General features: G+C 70.0%; 13 protein-coding genes and 2 pseudogenes. 6 read left to right on the top strand and 9 right to left on the bottom strand.

The genetic code is table 11. The features are described from left to right. Positions 1-4 precede the first annotated feature (4 nt). The 4 genes from AC08OU_RS02170 to AC08OU_RS02185 all read left to right on the top strand — a co-directional run bounded on the left by AC08OU_RS02170 (position 5) and on the right by AC08OU_RS02185 (position 4,418). On the top strand, positions 5-1,255 hold the full coding sequence (locus tag AC08OU_RS02170; RefSeq protein WP_476604213.1) for an McrC family protein: 1,251 nt from the start codon (positions 5-7) through the stop codon (positions 1,253-1,255). Between the two features lie 162 nt (positions 1,256-1,417). Beyond that, a complete protein-coding gene (locus tag AC08OU_RS02175; RefSeq protein WP_462203093.1) occupies positions 1,418-1,645 on the top strand; it encodes a hypothetical protein in 228 nt (75 codons plus the stop codon). A 116-nt stretch (positions 1,646-1,761) separates the two neighbouring features. Next, a complete protein-coding gene (locus AC08OU_RS02180; protein WP_462203094.1) occupies positions 1,762-2,061 on the top strand; it encodes a PIN domain-containing protein in 300 nt (99 codons plus the stop codon). Positions 2,062-2,774: 713 nt separating this feature from the next. Beyond that, the gene (locus AC08OU_RS02185; RefSeq protein ID WP_476604214.1) at positions 2,775-4,418 is read left to right on the top strand and encodes a GGDEF domain-containing protein; all 1,644 of its coding nucleotides are present in this window, start codon (positions 2,775-2,777) and stop codon (positions 4,416-4,418) included. Positions 4,419-4,588: 170 nt separating this feature from the next. Here AC08OU_RS02185 and AC08OU_RS02190 read toward each other — a convergent pair whose 3' ends face one another. The 9 genes and pseudogenes from AC08OU_RS02190 to AC08OU_RS02230 form a co-directional block, all read right to left on the bottom strand. After that, positions 4,589-5,419: a carbohydrate ABC transporter permease gene (locus tag AC08OU_RS02190; RefSeq protein ID WP_476600216.1), complete on the bottom strand. Its 831-nt coding sequence runs from the start codon at positions 5,417-5,419 to the stop codon at positions 4,589-4,591. A 65-nt stretch (positions 5,420-5,484) separates the two neighbouring features. Further along, complete coding sequence (locus tag AC08OU_RS02195; protein ID WP_476600218.1) at positions 5,485-6,390, bottom strand: carbohydrate ABC transporter permease; 906 nt, start codon at positions 6,388-6,390, stop codon at positions 5,485-5,487. 208 nt (positions 6,391-6,598) lie between these two features. After that, a complete protein-coding gene (locus tag AC08OU_RS02200) occupies positions 6,599-7,462 on the bottom strand; it encodes a metallophosphoesterase (protein ID WP_476600220.1) in 864 nt (287 codons plus the stop codon). A gap of 128 nt (positions 7,463-7,590) precedes the next feature. Then, complete coding sequence (locus AC08OU_RS02205; protein WP_476604215.1) at positions 7,591-8,439, bottom strand: tyrosine-protein phosphatase; 849 nt, start codon at positions 8,437-8,439, stop codon at positions 7,591-7,593. Positions 8,440-8,471: 32 nt separating this feature from the next. Then, positions 8,472-9,851: an ABC transporter substrate-binding protein gene (locus tag AC08OU_RS02210; protein WP_476600224.1), complete on the bottom strand. Its 1,380-nt coding sequence runs from the start codon at positions 9,849-9,851 to the stop codon at positions 8,472-8,474. A gap of 130 nt (positions 9,852-9,981) precedes the next feature. After that, positions 9,982-11,211: an ABC transporter ATP-binding protein gene (locus AC08OU_RS02215; RefSeq protein ID WP_476600226.1), complete on the bottom strand. Its 1,230-nt coding sequence runs from the start codon at positions 11,209-11,211 to the stop codon at positions 9,982-9,984. A 229-nt stretch (positions 11,212-11,440) separates the two neighbouring features. Further along, positions 11,441-12,388 carry a MurR/RpiR family transcriptional regulator gene (locus AC08OU_RS02220; protein ID WP_462187123.1) on the bottom strand — a complete coding sequence of 316 codons (948 nt, stop codon included), beginning with the start codon at positions 12,386-12,388 and terminating at the stop codon, positions 11,441-11,443. Positions 12,389-12,494: 106 nt separating this feature from the next. Beyond that, positions 12,495-13,696 (bottom strand): annotated as a pseudogene (gene metX / locus AC08OU_RS02225) (homoserine O-acetyltransferase MetX). Further along, a complete protein-coding gene (locus AC08OU_RS02230; RefSeq protein WP_476600227.1) occupies positions 13,668-14,840 on the bottom strand; it encodes a PLP-dependent transferase in 1,173 nt (390 codons plus the stop codon). The pseudogene metX and the gene AC08OU_RS02230 overlap by 29 nt, the downstream one beginning before the upstream one ends. A 751-nt stretch (positions 14,841-15,591) precedes the next feature. Here AC08OU_RS02230 and AC08OU_RS02235 point away from each other — a divergent pair. Together AC08OU_RS02235 and AC08OU_RS02240 are read left to right on the top strand one after the other, a co-directional pair. Beyond that, positions 15,592-16,740 (top strand): annotated as a pseudogene (locus tag AC08OU_RS02235) (DUF222 domain-containing protein); the annotation flags it as partial. Next, positions 16,741-16,989: an HNH endonuclease signature motif containing protein gene (locus AC08OU_RS02240; RefSeq protein WP_476598863.1), complete on the top strand. Its 249-nt coding sequence runs from the start codon at positions 16,741-16,743 to the stop codon at positions 16,987-16,989. It begins immediately after the preceding pseudogene. Positions 16,990-17,216 lie beyond the last annotated feature (227 nt).

A 17,216-nucleotide genomic window follows, 5' to 3' on the forward strand; every position in this document is an offset into this window, starting at 1 on the left:
CATCATGCTTGCACCGGTGGAGCTGACCGAGGGCGCCGGGTGGCAGCGGCGGAAGCTGCGCCAGGGTCAGGCCGATGCGCTCGATGCCAGCGAGGTGGCGCAGGTGCGGCAACGGCGTGCCGACGGTACCTGCGAGGTCAAGGACAACGCCTTGGTCGGCACCGTGCGCCTCGGGTCGGGCGAGGAGGCGTTCGAGGTTCGCATCCGCCCCAAGGTCACCATCCGCCGTCTGCTGTTTTTGCTTGGCTACGCGCAGGATCGCGGCAGGTGGTTCGAGGACGAGGTTCAGGCGGCGGAGGAGCCGGATCTTCTGCCCGCGGTCGCCGTGGCGTTCGCCCGAACCGCCTCGCGGGCGCTCGCGCACGGGGTGCTGCGAGGCTATCGGCAGGTGGATGCGGCGCTTCCCGTCCTCCGCGGCCGGCTGCGCGAGTCCGCGCAGCTCCGGCGACGGTCCGGGGTGATGGTCCCCCTCGAGGTGCGCTATGACGAGCGCACCGTCGACATCGCCGAGAACCGGTTGCTGCTCGCCGCCACCCGCTCGCTGCTCGCCCTGGCCGGGGTGGCACCGGCCACCGCCCAGGAGCTGCGCCGTATCGCCGCAGCCCTGGACGGTGTGGCCGAGCCGGCGCACGGCCCCGTCAAGCCGCCGGACTGGGCGCCAACCCGGGTGAACGCGCCTTACCATGCGGCGCTCCGGCTCGCCGAGACGGTTCTGCGCTCGTCTTCCTTCGAACGGGAAGACGGGGAGACGCTCCGGGTGGACGGCTTCGTGGTGAAGATGTGGGAGGTCTTCGAGGACTTCGTGACCCACGCCGTCGACGAGGTCCTCACCCGTCGGGGCGGTGAGGTCCGCCTGCAGGACCGCACCCACCACCTCGACGAGGACCGGACGCTGGAGATGCGCCCCGATCTCGTGCTGTACCGGCCGGAGGGCCCGGACGGGCGGATGATCCCGACGGTTGTCCTCGACGCGAAGTACCGGCTCGCGATCCGGCAGGGCGCGCCCGCGCACGTGTACCACCAGATGATCGCCTACTGTGCCCGGCTCGGCGCCCGGCAGGGACGGCTCGTCTACGCCGGCTCGGAGCGGGCCGACGGCCAGCCCGGCGGTCGTGGCGACGTCATCCGGCGCCGGATCGGGGGTCCCGCGCCCATCGAGCTCGTGACGTACGTGCTCGACCTGAGGCTCCCCCTGGCCGAGTTGCGGGCCAGGATCGAGTGGATCGCTGACGACATGATCACCCCGTCTGTCTGACGGAGCCCTCCGATCTCGCGGACCGGCCGGGTCCGTCCCCGTTCCCATCCCCGGCCCATGGCGCGGCCACCTTGGTGGCGCTGGTCAGGATGGCCGGAGGCGGTGCGTCAGGCCGGAGCGGATCCCCGGCCACTCGTCTCTCAGGGTCGTAGAATCATCGTCGTGCGCCTCACGCTTGATCTTCCTGACGAGGTGGTCCGGCGCCTGACCGCCGAGGCCGAGCGGCGTGGTGCGAGCCTCGTCGAGGTCATCGCGGACCTCGCGGCCCACCTTCCCCCGGCCGCGCCGCAGTCACGTCGCAGGCTGGCGTTCGTGGGGGCGGGTGCGTCGGCCGAGGGCATCACCGCACGCATCGACGACCTTCTGGCGGACGGCTTCGGCCGGGACTGAACCCGGGTGCTCCTCGTCGACACCGGAGTGATCGTCGCTGCCACTGACCGCAGCGATCCTCACCATGTGGTGTGCGCACATCTTCTGGAGGAGCTCGAGGGGGCGGGTCACCTCTCGTGATCGCGGAAGCCGCCTATCTTATCAACCGGGAACTGGGCGCTACGGCGGAACTGGCTCTTTACACGTCGATCATCGACGATGCGCTCATTGTGGAGACGTTGACGCATGCGGACTGGTCCCGAGTGCGGGAACTGGCCGGTCGATATCGGGATCTCCCGCTCGGTGGCACCGATGCGAGCCTCATCGCGCTCGCCGAACGATTGGACACACCACGTGTTGCCACGCTCGACCACCGTCATTGCGGCGATCTTCTCGGCCGTGCCCGGTGGCGCCAGCCCCCATTACCTCGGACGTAATTGATTCGACGGTCGGGGGTGCGGAAGCCTGCGGGCCACGGGTAGCCATCCCAGAATCATCATCACGGTGACGGCGGGCAGCCCTTCTACCAGAGCTGGCGCACCGACCGGTTGAGACCGCCTCCCTTTTCGGGAAGTAGCATGCTTTCGGCGCCGAAATTGCCATCGCCCATGGCGGATGTGACGACGGCCACGCCTGTCCGGCCGCCCTGTTCGGCGCCGGGGCTCCGACAGCCGTCGGCGACCTGCCGCCCCGCTTCCCGATCGTCGGCGGGCACGAGGGCGCGGGCGTCATCGAGGAGGCCGGCCCCAACGTCACTAAGGGGACGTAATGAAGTAACAAATACGTGATTGAGAGCATCATCGCAGGTCACAGGCCTGTGGAGGGTTCGAAACGCGCAAGTTATTTCATTTCGACTCCTAACACCGTGCAGGCGGCCGCACCGCACCCCGCCTACCAAGCACATGAAAGACCGATTTTCGGGAGAAAAATACTGGATATTGCTTTCTCTGCAATTTTTGCCCTCTCCGGCGAGCAGGGCTAAGCGGATTATGATTCTGAGCTCATGCCCCAGCGGCATATACTTGCCCCAGGTCACACGGTTAAAGGTGCGGGAAGGTGCGTCACGCCGGATCGGTCAAGACCGTCTCGGCGAGCCGGACGGGCCTCGGGGGTTCGCCTCAACGGTGGGGAGGGAGCCTCGCTCGAGCGGGTGCGCGAGCGGTTCTTCACCGCTGGGATCTCAGCTGAGACCAGCGAGCCCGGTGGGGTGCGGGATCCGATCCGCGAGTCGTGGATGCGGTCGCGGCGGTGGGCGGTGGCCGCGGACAGCCCCGAGCCCCTCCCCGCCGCGTCGGACCTCGACGCACCTGTCGTGCGCGCGGCCGAACCGGTCCTGTGCCAGCTCGCCGACCGCCTGGCCAGGCAGGCCGTCAGCGCGATCGTCACCGACGCGAACGGTCTGGTGCTCGTGCGGTGCACCGGCGACGCCGCGTTCGAACGCCGGCTGGACCGTATATCGCTGGTGCCCGGATTTAGTTTCGCCGAGCGGTTTGTCGGCACCAACGGCATCGGCACCGCTCTCGAGGAGCACAGGCCGGCGCACGTGTTCGGTCAGGAGCACTACGCGGAGCCCCTCGGCGAGTTCGCCTGTGCCGGTGTTCCCCTGCGTGATCCGGCGACGGGGCAGACGCTCGGCCTGTTCGATCTCACCTGTCCGCGCCGGGATGCCGGGCCGCTGCTGACGGCCACGGCGGGCATGGTCGCCAACCAGATTCAGGATGCCTTGCTCCTCGCCGCGCCGGGGCACGACCGGGAACTGATCTCGCTTCGCGAGGCCGACGCGGCGGAGTTGCGCAGGCTGCTGATGGCGGAGCGCCAGCGGCGGGAACTGGCCGAGACGATGCACCGGGTCGTCGTCGAGACCACCAGGGCGGTGACTCCCCCGGAGATCGTCATGACGGCGGCCGCCACGCAGCTTCCGTGCGAGGCGGCGTGGGCGCTCGCCCGGGAGCCGTGCGGAACGTTGCGGGTCGTGGCGGTCTACGGCCAGGTGGATAGCCGGGCGGTCGGGGCGATGGTCGTCCCGCTCCCGGCCTCCCCGCTGCTGCTGGCGTTCCATGGTGGTGGGATGATCGGGCCGCACCGGACGTTGCCGGAGGTGCTCCCCGGCCAGCGGTACCCGGTGGGCAGTTGGCTGGCCGTGCCGGCCCTGTGCCGGCCGGCCCTCACCGTCGTTGTTCTGATCGCCTCGCGGGCCGCTGGTGGCTACAACCCCAGGCAGGCTCGTCTGGCTTATGCCGTGCTGGGCCAGGCGGCGACGGCCTGTGAGAATGGCTACCTGTTCGAGGAGACGCAGCGGCTCGCGGAGAGTGATCCGCTGACGGGGTTGGCGAATCGGCGTCACTTCTTCGACGAGGCCGATGCTCTGGCTCGCAGGCATCTGCACACTGCGCGGCCGCTGGCCGCCTTCACGATCGATATTGATCATTTCAAGCAGGTCAATGACGGTCATGGCCATGCTGTGGGAGATACGGTTCTTGCCGAGGTCGCTAGACGCGTGCAGGGTACGTTGCGTCCGCAGGACATCGTCGGCCGTATCGGTGGCGAGGAGTTCGCGGCCGTGCTGGGCTGCCCGGCTGCGACGGCGAGTGTTCTCGCCGAGCGGCTTCGGCAGGCTATCGGGGCGAGCCCGGTGGCTACCGCCGACGGTCCGCTCCCGGTCACCGTCAGCGTGGGGGTGGCGATGCTGAACCCGGACGATTCCGGGCATGGCGACCTGCTCATCCGCGCCGGCGCGGCCCTCTACCAGGCAAAGCACGCCGGCCGGGACCGGGTCGCGACCGCGCAGCCATGATGGGCTTCTCATGTCAGGCGGGTCGACGACACCTGCGGTCACTCCGAGGATTCTGTCCGCGGATCGCCGTCACTCGGCCGGCCGGCTGTCGGCCTGGTCGACCCAGAACTCGTAGGCGGCGCGGCACACCGCGAGGGTGGCGTGGCCGATCGCCCGCGGGAGCAGCGCGGTCAGCGCAGGCCGGAGCGCACGAACGCGTCGACGACCTGGCGCTGCAGGACCAGGTAGAGGGCGAAGACGGGCAGGCAGGCGAGGCCGGACCCGGCCATCAGGGCGCCCCAGTTGTCGCCCTCGAGGGTCAGGAAGCCGCGGATACCCAGCTGGATGACGGAGTTCGCCCGCTGCAGCGCCAGCGCCGGCCAGAAGTACTCGTTCCAGGCGGTGATGAACAGCAGGATCGACAGCGACGCCAGCGCCGGGCGCAGGTTCGGCACGACGACCGTCCACAATGTGGACCACGATCCCCGCCCGTCGATGCGGGCCGCGTCGAGCAGTTCCCGGGGGAAGGCCTGCATGTGCTGGCGGAGCATGAGCACCGCCAGCGCCGAGCACAGGTTCGGCACGATGACGCCGGCCAGTGTGTTCAGCAGGCCCAGGTTTGACAGCACCAGGTAGTTCGAGATCATCGTTACCTGGAACGGGATCAGCCAGGTGGCCACGAACGCCAGGTAGAACAGGGTCCTGCCGCGGAACTCCCAGGCGGCGAAGGCGTAGGCGGCGAGCAGGGACATCATGAGCTGGCCGGCGGCGGTGACGGCGGCGATCGTGAAGGTGTTGGCGAGTAGCACGCCGATGTCGAGACTGTCGAAGACGTAGCGGTAGTTCGCCAGGCTCAGCGGCCAGGGCAGGAGCGACTGGTCGAAGATGTCGTCTGGCCGGCGGAAGGAGGTGGCGAACATCCAGTACACCGGGAACAGGTTGATCAGGCTCAGCAGGGCCAGCATCAGATGGCTGGCCGCGGTCCGCCAGTGGGGTATCCGCGGTATCCGCATGCTGCTCATCGTGTTCGCATCCTTGGATCGAGGGACCGGGGCGCGTCGAGAAATCCGGTCGCCGAGGGTCCGAGTCAGTTGTCAGCGAAGCTGTACCGGTCGGCCAGTTTGACCAGCACCGCCGCCACCGCCGCGAAGACGAGGAAGAACGCGATGCCCGCCGCGGAGGCCAGGCCGGAGTCCAGGCTGCGGAAACCGAACTGCCAGAGCAGGTAATAGATGTTGGTTGAGGAGTCGGCGGGGCCGCCCTGGGTGAGCACGTCGAGCAGCGGGAACGTCCACTGCCCCGACAGCAGCACGGTCATCAGCAGCATGAACAGCAGAGTCGAGCGCAGCATCGGCAGGGTCACCCACCGGGTGACCTGCCAGCGCGACGCTCCGTCCATCTCGGCGGCCTCGGCGTAATCACTGCTGATGCCGGTGAGTCCGGCGGAGATGACGAGGGTGGCGAAGCCGAGGATCTGCCACGCGCAGATCGCCAGGATGGCGATCAGCGCCGTCCGCTCCTCCCGCAGCCAGCTGTAGGCACCGAACCCGAGGGTGTGGTTCACCACCCCTCTGGAGTCCAGCAACCAGCGCCAGACCGCGGCGGCGGGGACCGGCGCGACCAGTATCGGCAGAAAGACCAGCGCCCGGTAGACGGTGCGCGATCGACCGCCCAGGTCCCGGATGGCCAGCGCGATGGCGGTGGGCAGAACGATGGCGAACGGAATCAGGCCGAGGATGTACCACAGCGTGTTCTTCGCGGCGCCCCGGAGCTGCGGAAGGGTGAGGACCAGCCGGTAATTGTCCAGAGCGACGTAGGTCCGTGGCGAATTCGGCAGCAGGTTCCAGTGGTAGAAGGACAGCTGGACGGCCTCGATGATCGGCTTGTAGGTCCATAGCACCAGGCTGGCCACTCCGGGCAGCAGGTACAGGTAGGGCGGGGTGGCAGCGAGCATCCGCCGGGCCAGCGATGGCCGGGCGGCCCGCACCGGCACGCGTGACGCGGTGTTGGCGGGGGAGGCGGTGTTGGCGGGGAGTGCGGCACCGGCGGAAACTGCGGCACCGGCGGGGATCGTGGTGCCGGCTGCCCCCGGGATGGCGATTTCGACGAATACGGTTCGGAAACATCCTTTCCGGAGGCGCGGGAAGGGCCGACGTACTGGACGAGGGTCGGTGCCGGACGGGGGTCGGTGCCGGACGGAGTCAGTGATAATCCGCCGCGAGCCGGACGACCTCGTCGAGGGCCATGTCGTAGACCACCTCGGTGGTGGCGATCGGTACCGCGGTGGCGACGGCCCCCTCGGGGTAGACGTCGATCCGGGTGTACTCGCCCCCGACCAGGCCGGTTATCCGGTCGGCTGGGCCGAGGGCGCGTAGCCGGTAGGCGGTGGCACCCGCCACCCAGACCGGAACGCCGCTGAGCACGCCCGCGGACGCGTGGTGGGCGTGACCGGCCAGCACGATCTTCGCGTCGCTGCCGGCGAGCACGTCGGCGAGGTTCTGCGGCTCGGCGAGTAGGAGCGAGTTCACCATCGCGAGCGGGGACGGCACGGGTGGGTGATGCAGGGCGAGGATGGTCCCGTCGGGGGCCGCGGTGGCCAGCTCGTCGGCGAGCCAGCGCAGCTGGGCGGTGCTCAGGAAGCCGCTGTGCTCGCCCGGTTCGGTGGTGTCGAGCATGATGATCCGCAGGTCACCGACCCAGTGCACGTAGTCGTGAGCCTCCACCGTGGGTTCCGCGCCGAGCAGTCCCTCCCGGAACGGGCCACGCGAGTCGTGGTTGCCGACGCCGTAGAGCACGGGCGTGCCCAAGCGCGCCGCCACCGGTTCGACCAGGTCACGCAACCGCTGGTAGGCCAGCAGATCACCGCGGTCGGCGAGGTCACCGGTGAGCAGCAGGGCACCGATCTTCAGCGTGGACGCCTCGATCTGGTCGAGCACGGTGCGGAGCGCGGCGTACGTGTCGACCTTGCCGCGCATCAGCTCACCCTCGCGGACGATGTGGGTGTCACTGATCTGGATCAGGCTGTGGGTGGGCGTGTGCGCGGTTGGGTCCAAGAGTATCGGCATGGACGTCCTTCGGAGCGGGAGGGGATGGCTTCAGGGCGGACGGGGTTCAGGGCGGACGGGGTGGCGCCTGGGGTGAGCCGCAGGCCCGAGGGGGAGGGACTCCGGGCCTGCGGCTCACTGGCTGGGGTTCAGCCCGCGGTCGCCGGACCGGAATCCGGCCCGGCGTCGGAGGCCTCCGCCGGCACGAGCAGGGCCTCGACGAGGCGGTCCAGCGCGTGCGCCGTCGCCCCGTGCGCGAGCAGGTAGGTGTGGGTGTCCCCGTGCCGGGCGTGGATACGGCCCAGCGCGTGCAGGATGAGGTCGGGCGGGCTTGCCATCAGCGAGGCCGGCAGCTCCTCGCCATCGGTGGACATCAGGGCGGAGATCCGCTGGACGGCCGCCGCAGCCTCGTCCCGCAGGAAGTACGAGGTCAGCGCGAAGTCCTGCGCGATCACCTCGGCTGGCACCCCGGCGAGGTCCAGCGCCAGAGCGATGACCAGACCGGTGCGGTCCTTGCCGGCGCTGCAGTGCACGATCGCGGGCAGTGCCCCCGGTGCGGCGAGCGCGAGCATGGCCGCGGTGAGGCGGTCCCCTCGATGATCGACGACGTGGTCGTAGAGGCTACGCAGATCGCCGGCCGTCTGGTGCCGGTCGACCGGCAGGGTGTAGACGGGCACCCGCCGATGCGTCGCGGCGAGCCGGCCGAGCTGGTCCGGATCGTGCGCCACCTCGGTGTCCTCGCGCAGGTCGATGACCGTGCGCAGCCCGATCTGCGCGAGGATGGCCTGCCCACGGCCGTCGAGCCCGCGTAGCGTGCCCGAGCGCAGCAGCGTGCGCCAGCGCAGGGAGCGTCCGTGCACAGTCGGGTAGCCGCCGACGTCGCGCAGGTTGATCGTGCCCGGCAGCGACAGGGCGCGCCGCGCCTGCGGCGCCCCGCCGTCGCCGGCGCCCGGGGCGGTCCCGGTGCTCGCTGCGGTGGCCGTGCTCCCAGTGCTCACGGTGCTCACGGTGCTTACGACGGGCACGGCGGTCACTTCCGGGGCAGGAAGCTGGTGGCCTGCTTCTGCGCGTCGGCCAGGGTGGATGCGGGGTCCTTGCCGGTGAAGACGGCGCTTTCGACCGCGGTCATCATCGTGTCGGAGATCTGGAGGTAGTTGTCACCCGGGAAGGACTCCCACGGCTCGATCCGGGTGAGCTGGTCGAGGTTCGGCTTGATGAGCGGGTTCGCCTTCGCCCAGGCCTGCAGGTACTTCGGGTCGTCGATCAGGCCGGTCCGTAGTGGCAGGTAGCCGATCTTTGAGGAGATCTCGGTGTAGGCGCGGTTGCTGGTGAGGAACTTGGTCAGTTCCCAGGCGGCGCGCTGCTTGGCCGGGTCTTTACTGAAGATCGCCAGTGCCGCTCCCGAGTTGGTGGGGATGACCGGCTTCGAGCCGAACGCGGGTTCCTGGGCGGCGTCGAGCTCCCAGTTGTTCGCCTTGGCGCCGGCCATGAACATCCCCTGCAGGGAGCTGCTTTCGAGCAGCATCCCGGCCTGGCCGGTGCTGAACGCCTTGACCTGCTGCTTCTGGTCGAGGTTCGGCATCACGCCGCTGCGTGCCAGGTCGGCGGCCATCGACACCGCCTCGACGCCCGGCGGGTCGGCGAAGGACAGCTTGGTGCCGTCGGTAGAGATCACCCGGCCACCGGCTGACCGTACCAAGCTCTGGAAACACCAGTCCCCGACCTTCGTCAGACAGTCGATGAGGACCCCGTCCTTGCCGGTCTTCGCCTTGATGGCGAGCGCCGCGGTCTTTACCTCCGCCCAGGTCTTCGGCGGCTTGGCCGGGTCGAGGCCGGCCTGGGTGAACAGGGTCTTGTTCAGCCAGAGAACCGGGGTGGAGAAGACGTACGGGACGGCGTAGGTCTTGCCGTCGACATCGCCGAGGGTGCGGGCTTTCGGGGCGAACGGGTGTTCGCCGCCGAAGTTCGCCTGAACGGCCTCCCGCCCGACCAGTGTGTCGAGCGGCTGGGCGCCGAGGCTGCCGGAGGCGAAGCGCAGCGCGTTGAAGGTGATCTGGGCGACGTCCGGGGGGCTGCCCGCCAGCACCTGGTTCTTGATGCTGGTGACGTAGTCGCCGCTGTTCGCGCTGCCGGCCAGGTTCTGCGGCGGCTGGCCCTTGACGGTGATGTTGGGATGCGCCGCCTGGAAGTCGCGGAGCAGCCCCTCGATCACCGGCTTCCACGTCCCGACGTTCGCGAGGTTGTAGCTCTCGAAGACGATCGAGACCTTCTGGTCCGGGGAGCGTTCGGGGATCGTGCTGGCGTTCGCGGCCGCGTTCGTGGGTGTGGGCGAGGACGTCGCACACGCGGAGGCGAGCGCCGCAAGCAACGCGAGGCCAGCTGCGGCACGCAGCAGGCGTGGTCGAGCCACGGGGATGCTCCTTGGGATCAACGGGACGTTGGGATCAATAGACCGACGGGACCGACGGGACCGACGGAATCGATGGGATGGCGGACGGACCGGATCGCGGTGATCTGGTCCGGTTGGGTCTGGTCGCCCCTCAGACCGCGGCGGGCGCGGCCGAAGCGGGGGAGGGGGACGCGGCGAGCGCGCCGGGCACGGGGATGGTCAGGGATTCCCGGGAATCCGGTGGCCGCCAGGCGAGCCGACGTCCGCTCGCCCGAGCGAACAGGTGCACCCGTGAGACGTCGATGGTGAGTCGGGCCCGGTCACCGGCGGCCAGTCCGATCGGGCGGGGGCCACGCAGCGCGACAGCCTGACCGTGGACGTCGCACCAGGCCACCTCCTCGCTGCCGAGGTTCTCGACCGTGGTCACGACACCTTCGATCTGCGCGGTCAACCCGGGTGATGCCGTCAACCCGGGTGATGCCGACGATGTCTCGGCCGGGCCGGGCAACTCGGCCGGGCCGGGCAACAGCGCCAGGTTCTCGGGTCGCACACCGACGATGACGTCGCGGGGTTCGTCGAAGCCCGGCCACAGCGGGATGCGTAGCCCGTCCGCGCGGACCGCCAGCAGGTCGCCGTCGGCCTCCACCCGGGCCTCGATCAGGTTCATCGGCGGTGCGCCGAGGAAGCCGGCGACGAACACCGAGGCCGGCGTGTCGTAGACCTCGGTCGGGCTGCCCACCTGTTCCACGCGGCCGCCGTTGAGCAGGACCACGCGGGTCGCCATCGACATGGCCTCCACCTGGTCGTGGGTGACGTAGATGAAGGTTCGGCCCAGCCGGCGGTGCAGTCCGGCGAGCTCGGTGCGGGTCGCGGTGCGCAGTTTCGCGTCGAGGTTCGAGAGGGGCTCGTCCATGAGGAACGCCTGGGGGTCACGGACCAGCGCACGGCCGAGCGCCACCTGTTGGCGCTGCCCGCCGGATAGCTCACGGGGGCGCCGGTGGAGCAGCCCGCCGAGTTCGAGCTGGTCGGCGACCTCGCGGACGCGCCGGGCGATCTCCGCCTTGGGGCGGCGCGCGGCCCGCAGCGGAAACCCGATGTTGCGCTCGACCGTCAGGTGCGGGTACAGCGCGTAGCTCTGGAAGACCATGGCGAGGTCGCGCCGTCGGGCGGGGACATGGGTGATGTCGCGGTCGCCGAGCATGATGCGCCCCTCGCTCGGCTCCAGCAGGCCGGCGATCATGCGCAGCAGCGTGGTCTTCCCGCAGCCGCTCGGTCCCAGTAGAACGAGGGAGTCACCGTCCGCCACGTCGAGGGAGACGTCGTCCACCGCACGGACGTTTCCGAAGCGCCTCGTGAGGCCCTCGATCCGGATTTCTGCCACCCAGCACCCCGTGTACGTCTGTTCCAGAAGTGCGCCTGCCCCCTGGCTCCTCGTTACAGAGGCAGTCTCGGGTACCTAGATGAATGGTCCATGACGGTCGGGAAACGGGGGACAGTCACTTACCGCAACGAATCTCCGGCCAAGCGCCTTGCCGGTGGGACGCTTTCGTAGCTGTCCGAGCGCCCCTTGGCGCGCGTCCCCTGACCCGACTGACCCGACCGGTCATCGGTCAGAACTCGTAGGGATCGGCGGCTCCGCGGCCGGGATCCGCCGCGGGCCGCCGCGGGCCGTCCTCCGCCCGCACGGAGTGGCCCTGGACGTCCCGCATGACGGTCCCGGCCAGCAGCGGGTTGTCCGTGCGGCGCAGGCCGACCGCGAGCTGCAGGGCGTTGAGCAGCAGCAGGGAGGCCAGCCGGCTTGCGATCATGTCCGAGCTGATGGGCCAGTCGGGCGACCCCACCACGAGGCTGATGTCGGCGATCTCGGCCAGGGGCCCGGCCGTGTAGCTGGTGATGCCGATGACGGCGGCGCCCGCGGTCCGGGCCGCCTCCGCGGCCCGCAGACTCGGCTCGTTCGCCCCGCTGCTCGTGATGACCAGGCAGACGTCCGAGGGCGCGAGCAGGCGGGCGGTGAGTTCCTGGGCGATCGAGTCGCCCGGCGCCTCGGCCGGCCGGCCCATGCTGAGGAAGCGCAACGCCGCGTCCTGGGCGACCGGAGCCGATCCGCCGTTGCCGATGACGAGCAGTCGGTTGGCCCGGTCCAGCAGGTCCACGGCGGGCGCGAGACGGGACCGGTCCAGCGGGCCGAGCGCGTCGGCGAGCACCGCGGTCGCCGCGCCGAAGACGGTGTCCACCAGGCGCTCGACCGGGTCGGCAGCGTCCGTTCGGCCGATCTCACCGCGTAGCGCCGCGGCCCCGCTCTCCCGGGCGAGCTCGACGCGGAAATGCTGGAATCCGCGGAAGCCGAGATGTTGGCAGGCGCGCACCACCGTGGCCGTCGATGTTCCCGCGGCCTCCGCGAGCTGCGCGGCGGACCATTCGACCACGTCCCCCGGACGGGCCAGACACACTTCGGCCACCCGCTGCTCGCTCGGGAGCAGGCCCGGCAGGGCCGCGCGGATGGTGGCGAACAGCCCGCCCGGGCGGGCACCCGGCGGACCGGCGGAGGGGGTCACCATGCAGCGGTTCATACACGCTCAAGGTGACGGGCCGGGGTGCCGTCCGCTGCCGTGCCGCGCGGTGCCGTCACCGTGCGGATAAATCGTGCGGATAATCAGTTCCGGGTCAGGCCGTCCGGAGTGCGTCGTGGACGATTGCGGCGACCTGCTCGGTCTCGATCAGGAACCCGTCGTGCCTGCGCCGCGAGTGGACGACGCGCAACGGCGCGCCGACGCGCTCGGCGATGTACTCCTGCAGGTGGAGGGGATAGAGTCGGTCGGAATCGACCCCTGCGACGGTGAACGGCACCGGGCAGGACCGTAGCGCCGGCGCGCGCCCCCCGCGCCCCCGGCCGACGTCCTGGATCATCATCGCCCGGGTCAGGGCGACGTAAGTGCCGGCGTCGAACCGAGCGGCCAGCTTGCCGGCATGGTGGTCGAGGTAGGAGGCGACCTCGAACAAGCCGTCGGGCCGGGTCCGATCCGCGAACCGTTCCTCCAGTTCGGCCTCGCTGCGATAGCTGATCTGGGCCACCCGCCGGGCCAGACCCATGCCGGCGTCCGGGCCGCGTCCGTCGGGCCGGTCGTGGTAGTCGCCGCCGTTCCAGGCCGGGTCGTCGGTGATCGCACGAAGCTGCACCGCGGACAACCCGATCTGCTCCGCCGTCGCCGCCGCGCCGCAGGCCAGGATCACGGCGTGGTCGACCCGGTCGGGATGGCCGACGGCCCACTCCAGGGCCCGCATGCCCCCATCGAGCCGCCGACCACCGCGGCCCAGCGCCGGATGCCGAGCGCGTCGGCGACGGCGACCTCCACCGTGACCTGATCGGAGATCGTGATCTCGGGCCATCGGCCGCCCCAGGGTCGGCCGTCCGGCGCGGGACTGGCTGGCCCGGTCGTGCCCTGGCAGCCGCCCAGCACATTCGCACAGACCACGAAGAGGCGATCGGTGTCGAGGGCCCGTCCAGGCCCGATCAGGCCATCCCGCCAGCCTGGGGTGGGGTGGCCCGGCCCGGGCGGGCCGGCGGCGTGACTGTCCCCGGTGAGCGCGTGCAGGACCAGCACCGCGTTGGTGGCCGCGGAGTCGAGGCGGCCCCACGTCTCGTAGGCCACTGTCACGCCGGGCAGGACGCCGCCGCGTTCCAGCCGCAGCGGTCCCGGCAGGTCGACGAACCGGCGCCGTCCCACCGGGTCGATCCCGGCGCGCCATGCCCCGGAGGCGGGCGGTGGCGCCGACGGCGCCGGTTCGACCGTCGGCGGCACCGGTTCGACCGAAAGGGCCGCACCGGTGCCACGCGACTCAGCTCTTGGCCGCACGGAACCCGGCATCGAGGTCGGCCAGGATGTCGTCGATCCCCTCGATGCCGACCGACAGGCGGACGAGATCCGGGGTGACCCCGGTCGCGGTCTGCTCGGTCTCGGTGAGCTGGGAGTGCGTCGTCGTCGCGGGATGGATAATCAGTGAGCGGACGTCACCAACGTTCGCCAGGTGGCTGAACAGCTCGACCCCCTCGACGAACTTCTTCCCGGCTTCGGCGCCACCGGCGATGCCGAAGGACAGGATCGCGCCGGCGCCGCGGGGGAGCACCTTCTGTGCCCGGGAGTACCACCGCGACGACGGCAGGCCCGGGTAGGCCACCCAGCTCACCTCGTCGCGCGCCTCGAGCCACTCGGCGACCCGCTGGGCGTTCGCGGTGTGCCGCTCGATCCGCAGCGACAGCGTCTCCAGACCCTGGAGCAGCAGGAACGAGTTGAACGGGGAGATCGCCGGGCCGAGGTCGCGCAGTAGCTGCACGCGCGCCTTGACGATGTACGAGCCGTGACCGAGCGCGTCCCAGTAGACCAGACCATGGTAGCTCGGGTCGGGAGTGGTGAAGTTCGCGAACCGGCCGGAGGCGCCGAAGTCGAACCGGCCGCCGTCGACGATGAGGGGGATCCCGTGCGCGTGGGCGACCTCGGAGATCCCGACGGTGTCGAGGACGTCGCCGCGGGGGTTGCCGATCGTTTCCCCGTAGAACGCCTTCGTGGTGGGCCGCACCGCCGCCCGCCACTCCTGGAGATCATCGGGATCGCCGACGAAGGAGACCTCGATGCCCAGCTTCGGCAGGGTGTAGTGGAACAGGTTGTACGTCCCGCCGTACAGGCTGGCCGAGGAGACCACGTGGTCGCCGGCCTCGGCCAGGTTCAAGATCGCCAGCGTCTCCGCGGCCTGCCCCGACGCCGCCGCGAGCGCCCCGATCCCACCTTCGAGGGCGGCGATGCGCTGCTCGAAGACATCCTGGGTGGGGTTCATGATCCGGGTGTAGATGTTTCCGGGCTCACCGAGGGCGAACAGGGCGGCGGCGTGGTCGGTGTCGCGGAAGACGTAGCTGGTGGTCTGGTAGATCGGCACGGCTCGGGCGCCGGTCGCCGGGTCCGGCTGGGCTCCCGCGTGGATCTGCTGGGTCTCGAACGACCAGCTCTCGGTGCTCATAGGGTGATCCTCCCCGGGGTGAAGTCGGTGTTCGGTGCGTCGGTGGTGTCGGCGTGTCGGCGGTGTACCGGGCACCGGCTGTGGGACGCCGGCCGGGCACTGATACCTGCGACTGCCTGCGACTACCACCGATACCTGCGACTAATCTGCGATGGCTGTCCTCGTCCGCGGTTCCTCACGGTTGCCCGCGCGGTGTGGCGGTGGACGGTCCGGCTGCCGAAGGGGAACCGGGCCGCTTCCCCGGGGCCGGTCGGAATGCCTAAGATCGTGCGGTACGAAAAAGATCAGAAGCCCGGGCGCAGCCCGTCGAAGGCGGCCGTGCGGGATGGGTGGCCGCCTAGTGTACCGACCTTCGGGCATCCCCCGAACATCGCAGAGCGGCGCGCAACCGTCCCGGATGTCCGGCATGTGACCGCATGGTTCCGACGCTAGCAGCGTGTCGGGTCGTTGTCTGCAGCGGGCGCAGATTTTCCACCGGAGAAGTGAACAATCGCAGGCGCGGGATGGGCCCTGGACCGTGCTCGAGGCCATGCCCCGGGCTGCCGGGGGAGTCGAGGGCGGCCTGGGCGGGGTTCGGGGACGGTCCAGGCCGGCAGACCGCCGGCCATGCACGTGAAGCTGAGGGCGACCGGGATCTTCGCGCAGGGCACGCACAGCACGCCGGTCCTCATGTCCGCTACGACCACAGCACCTAGTTACGGTAATCGAACATGAGTTCGATATTGGGGGTTGTGTGATCTACGCTTGATCCATGACCATCACTGCCGGCCCGGCCCTCGGGCAGCATCTGGTGCCGTTGGGTTTGGCGGTAGTGGCCGAGCAGGTCGGCGGCCTGTTGGACGCGCCGGTGTGGTCGTTGTCGGATGCCGAGTTGTACGGCGCCCTGGACGACTGTTCGGTGGAGCTGGCCCGCCTGGCCGCGGTGCGGCTCGCGCTGGTGCGGGAGGCCCACGGCCGGAACCTGGCCGTGCGGGAGGGGGCTACCAGCACCGCGGCGCTGCTGCGGGAACGGCTGCGGATCCGGCCGGGGGACGCCCAACGCCTGGTCGATCTGGCCCTGGCCGTGGACGGACCGCTGAGTGCCACCGGTGCGGCCCTGGCCGCCGGCGCGATCACGGTCGAGTAGGCGGTCGAGGTCCGCACGACGATCCGTTCCCTCCCCCGCGACCTGGACGCGCAGGTGTACACGGCGGCGGAGGCATCCCTGCTGGAGCTGGCCCGGATGTTCGACCCCCGCGAACTGGCCCGTCTTGGCCGGCACCTGCGGGAACAACTCACCCGGATCGACACCAGCCCCGGCGGCGATGACCCCGCCAACACCGGCAGCCAGAACGGCGACCGTGAGGGCGCCGACTCCGGCACGTCTCCCGGCCCCGCAGAGGGCCCGGCCGGCGATGACAATCAGAACCCGGGCAACGGCAACCAGGATTCGGGCGACGCCCCCGGGGATCGGCGCGGCCTGTGGATCATCGATCTGCCCGGGGGCACCACCCGTATCACCGGCGAACTCGACGCCGAAGCCGCCGCGCTCCTACGCAGCGCACTCGACCCGCTGGCCAAACCCCGTCCCGCCGACGACGGCACCCCCGGCCCCCGCACACCTGCACAGCGCCGCGCCGACGCCCTCGTCGACCTCCTTCACCGCACCCTCACCACCGCAGCTCTGCCCGTCACCGGCGGCGTGCGCCCCCACCTCACCGTCACCCTCCCCTGGACGGCACTACTCGGCCAGGGAGGTACGCCCGCCACCACCAGCTGGGGTCAACCTCTGCCGGCCAGTGTCCTGCGCCGCCTGGCCTGTGACGCCACGGTCACCCGCGTCGTCTTCGATGCGGCGAGCGTCCCCCTCGACGTCGGACGGGCCCACCGCACCGCACCCGCGGACCTACGCCGCGCCGTCATCGCCCGAGACGTCTGCTGTTCATTCCCGGGGTGTGATCGGCCGCCGTCATGGTGCGAAGTTCACCACGTTCGTCATTGGATAGACGGTGGAAGAACCTCACTCGACAACCTGGTACTGCTGTGTGGATATCATCATAGGCTCATCCACCACCACGGCTGGATCGTCCGAATCGGCCACGATCGCCGGCCCGAATTCATCCCCCCGCCCTGGGTCGACTCCGACCAGACACCCCGACGCAACCCCTAGGAGTCGAAATGAAATAACTTGCGCGTTTCGAACCCTCCACAGGCCTGTGACCTGCGATGATGCTCTCGATCACGTATTTGTTACTTCATTACGTCCCCCTACAGCCGACATACCTCCGATCTCCTCCGTGCGGCAACAGTTGGATAGACTGGCTCCTAGCTGAAGGAAGGAAGGCCCGAGTTTGAAGGCCCAGCTCAAAAATCTCCAGAATATCTTCGCTCGCGCTG

The organism is Frankia sp. CcMO1 (genome assembly GCF_977945845.1).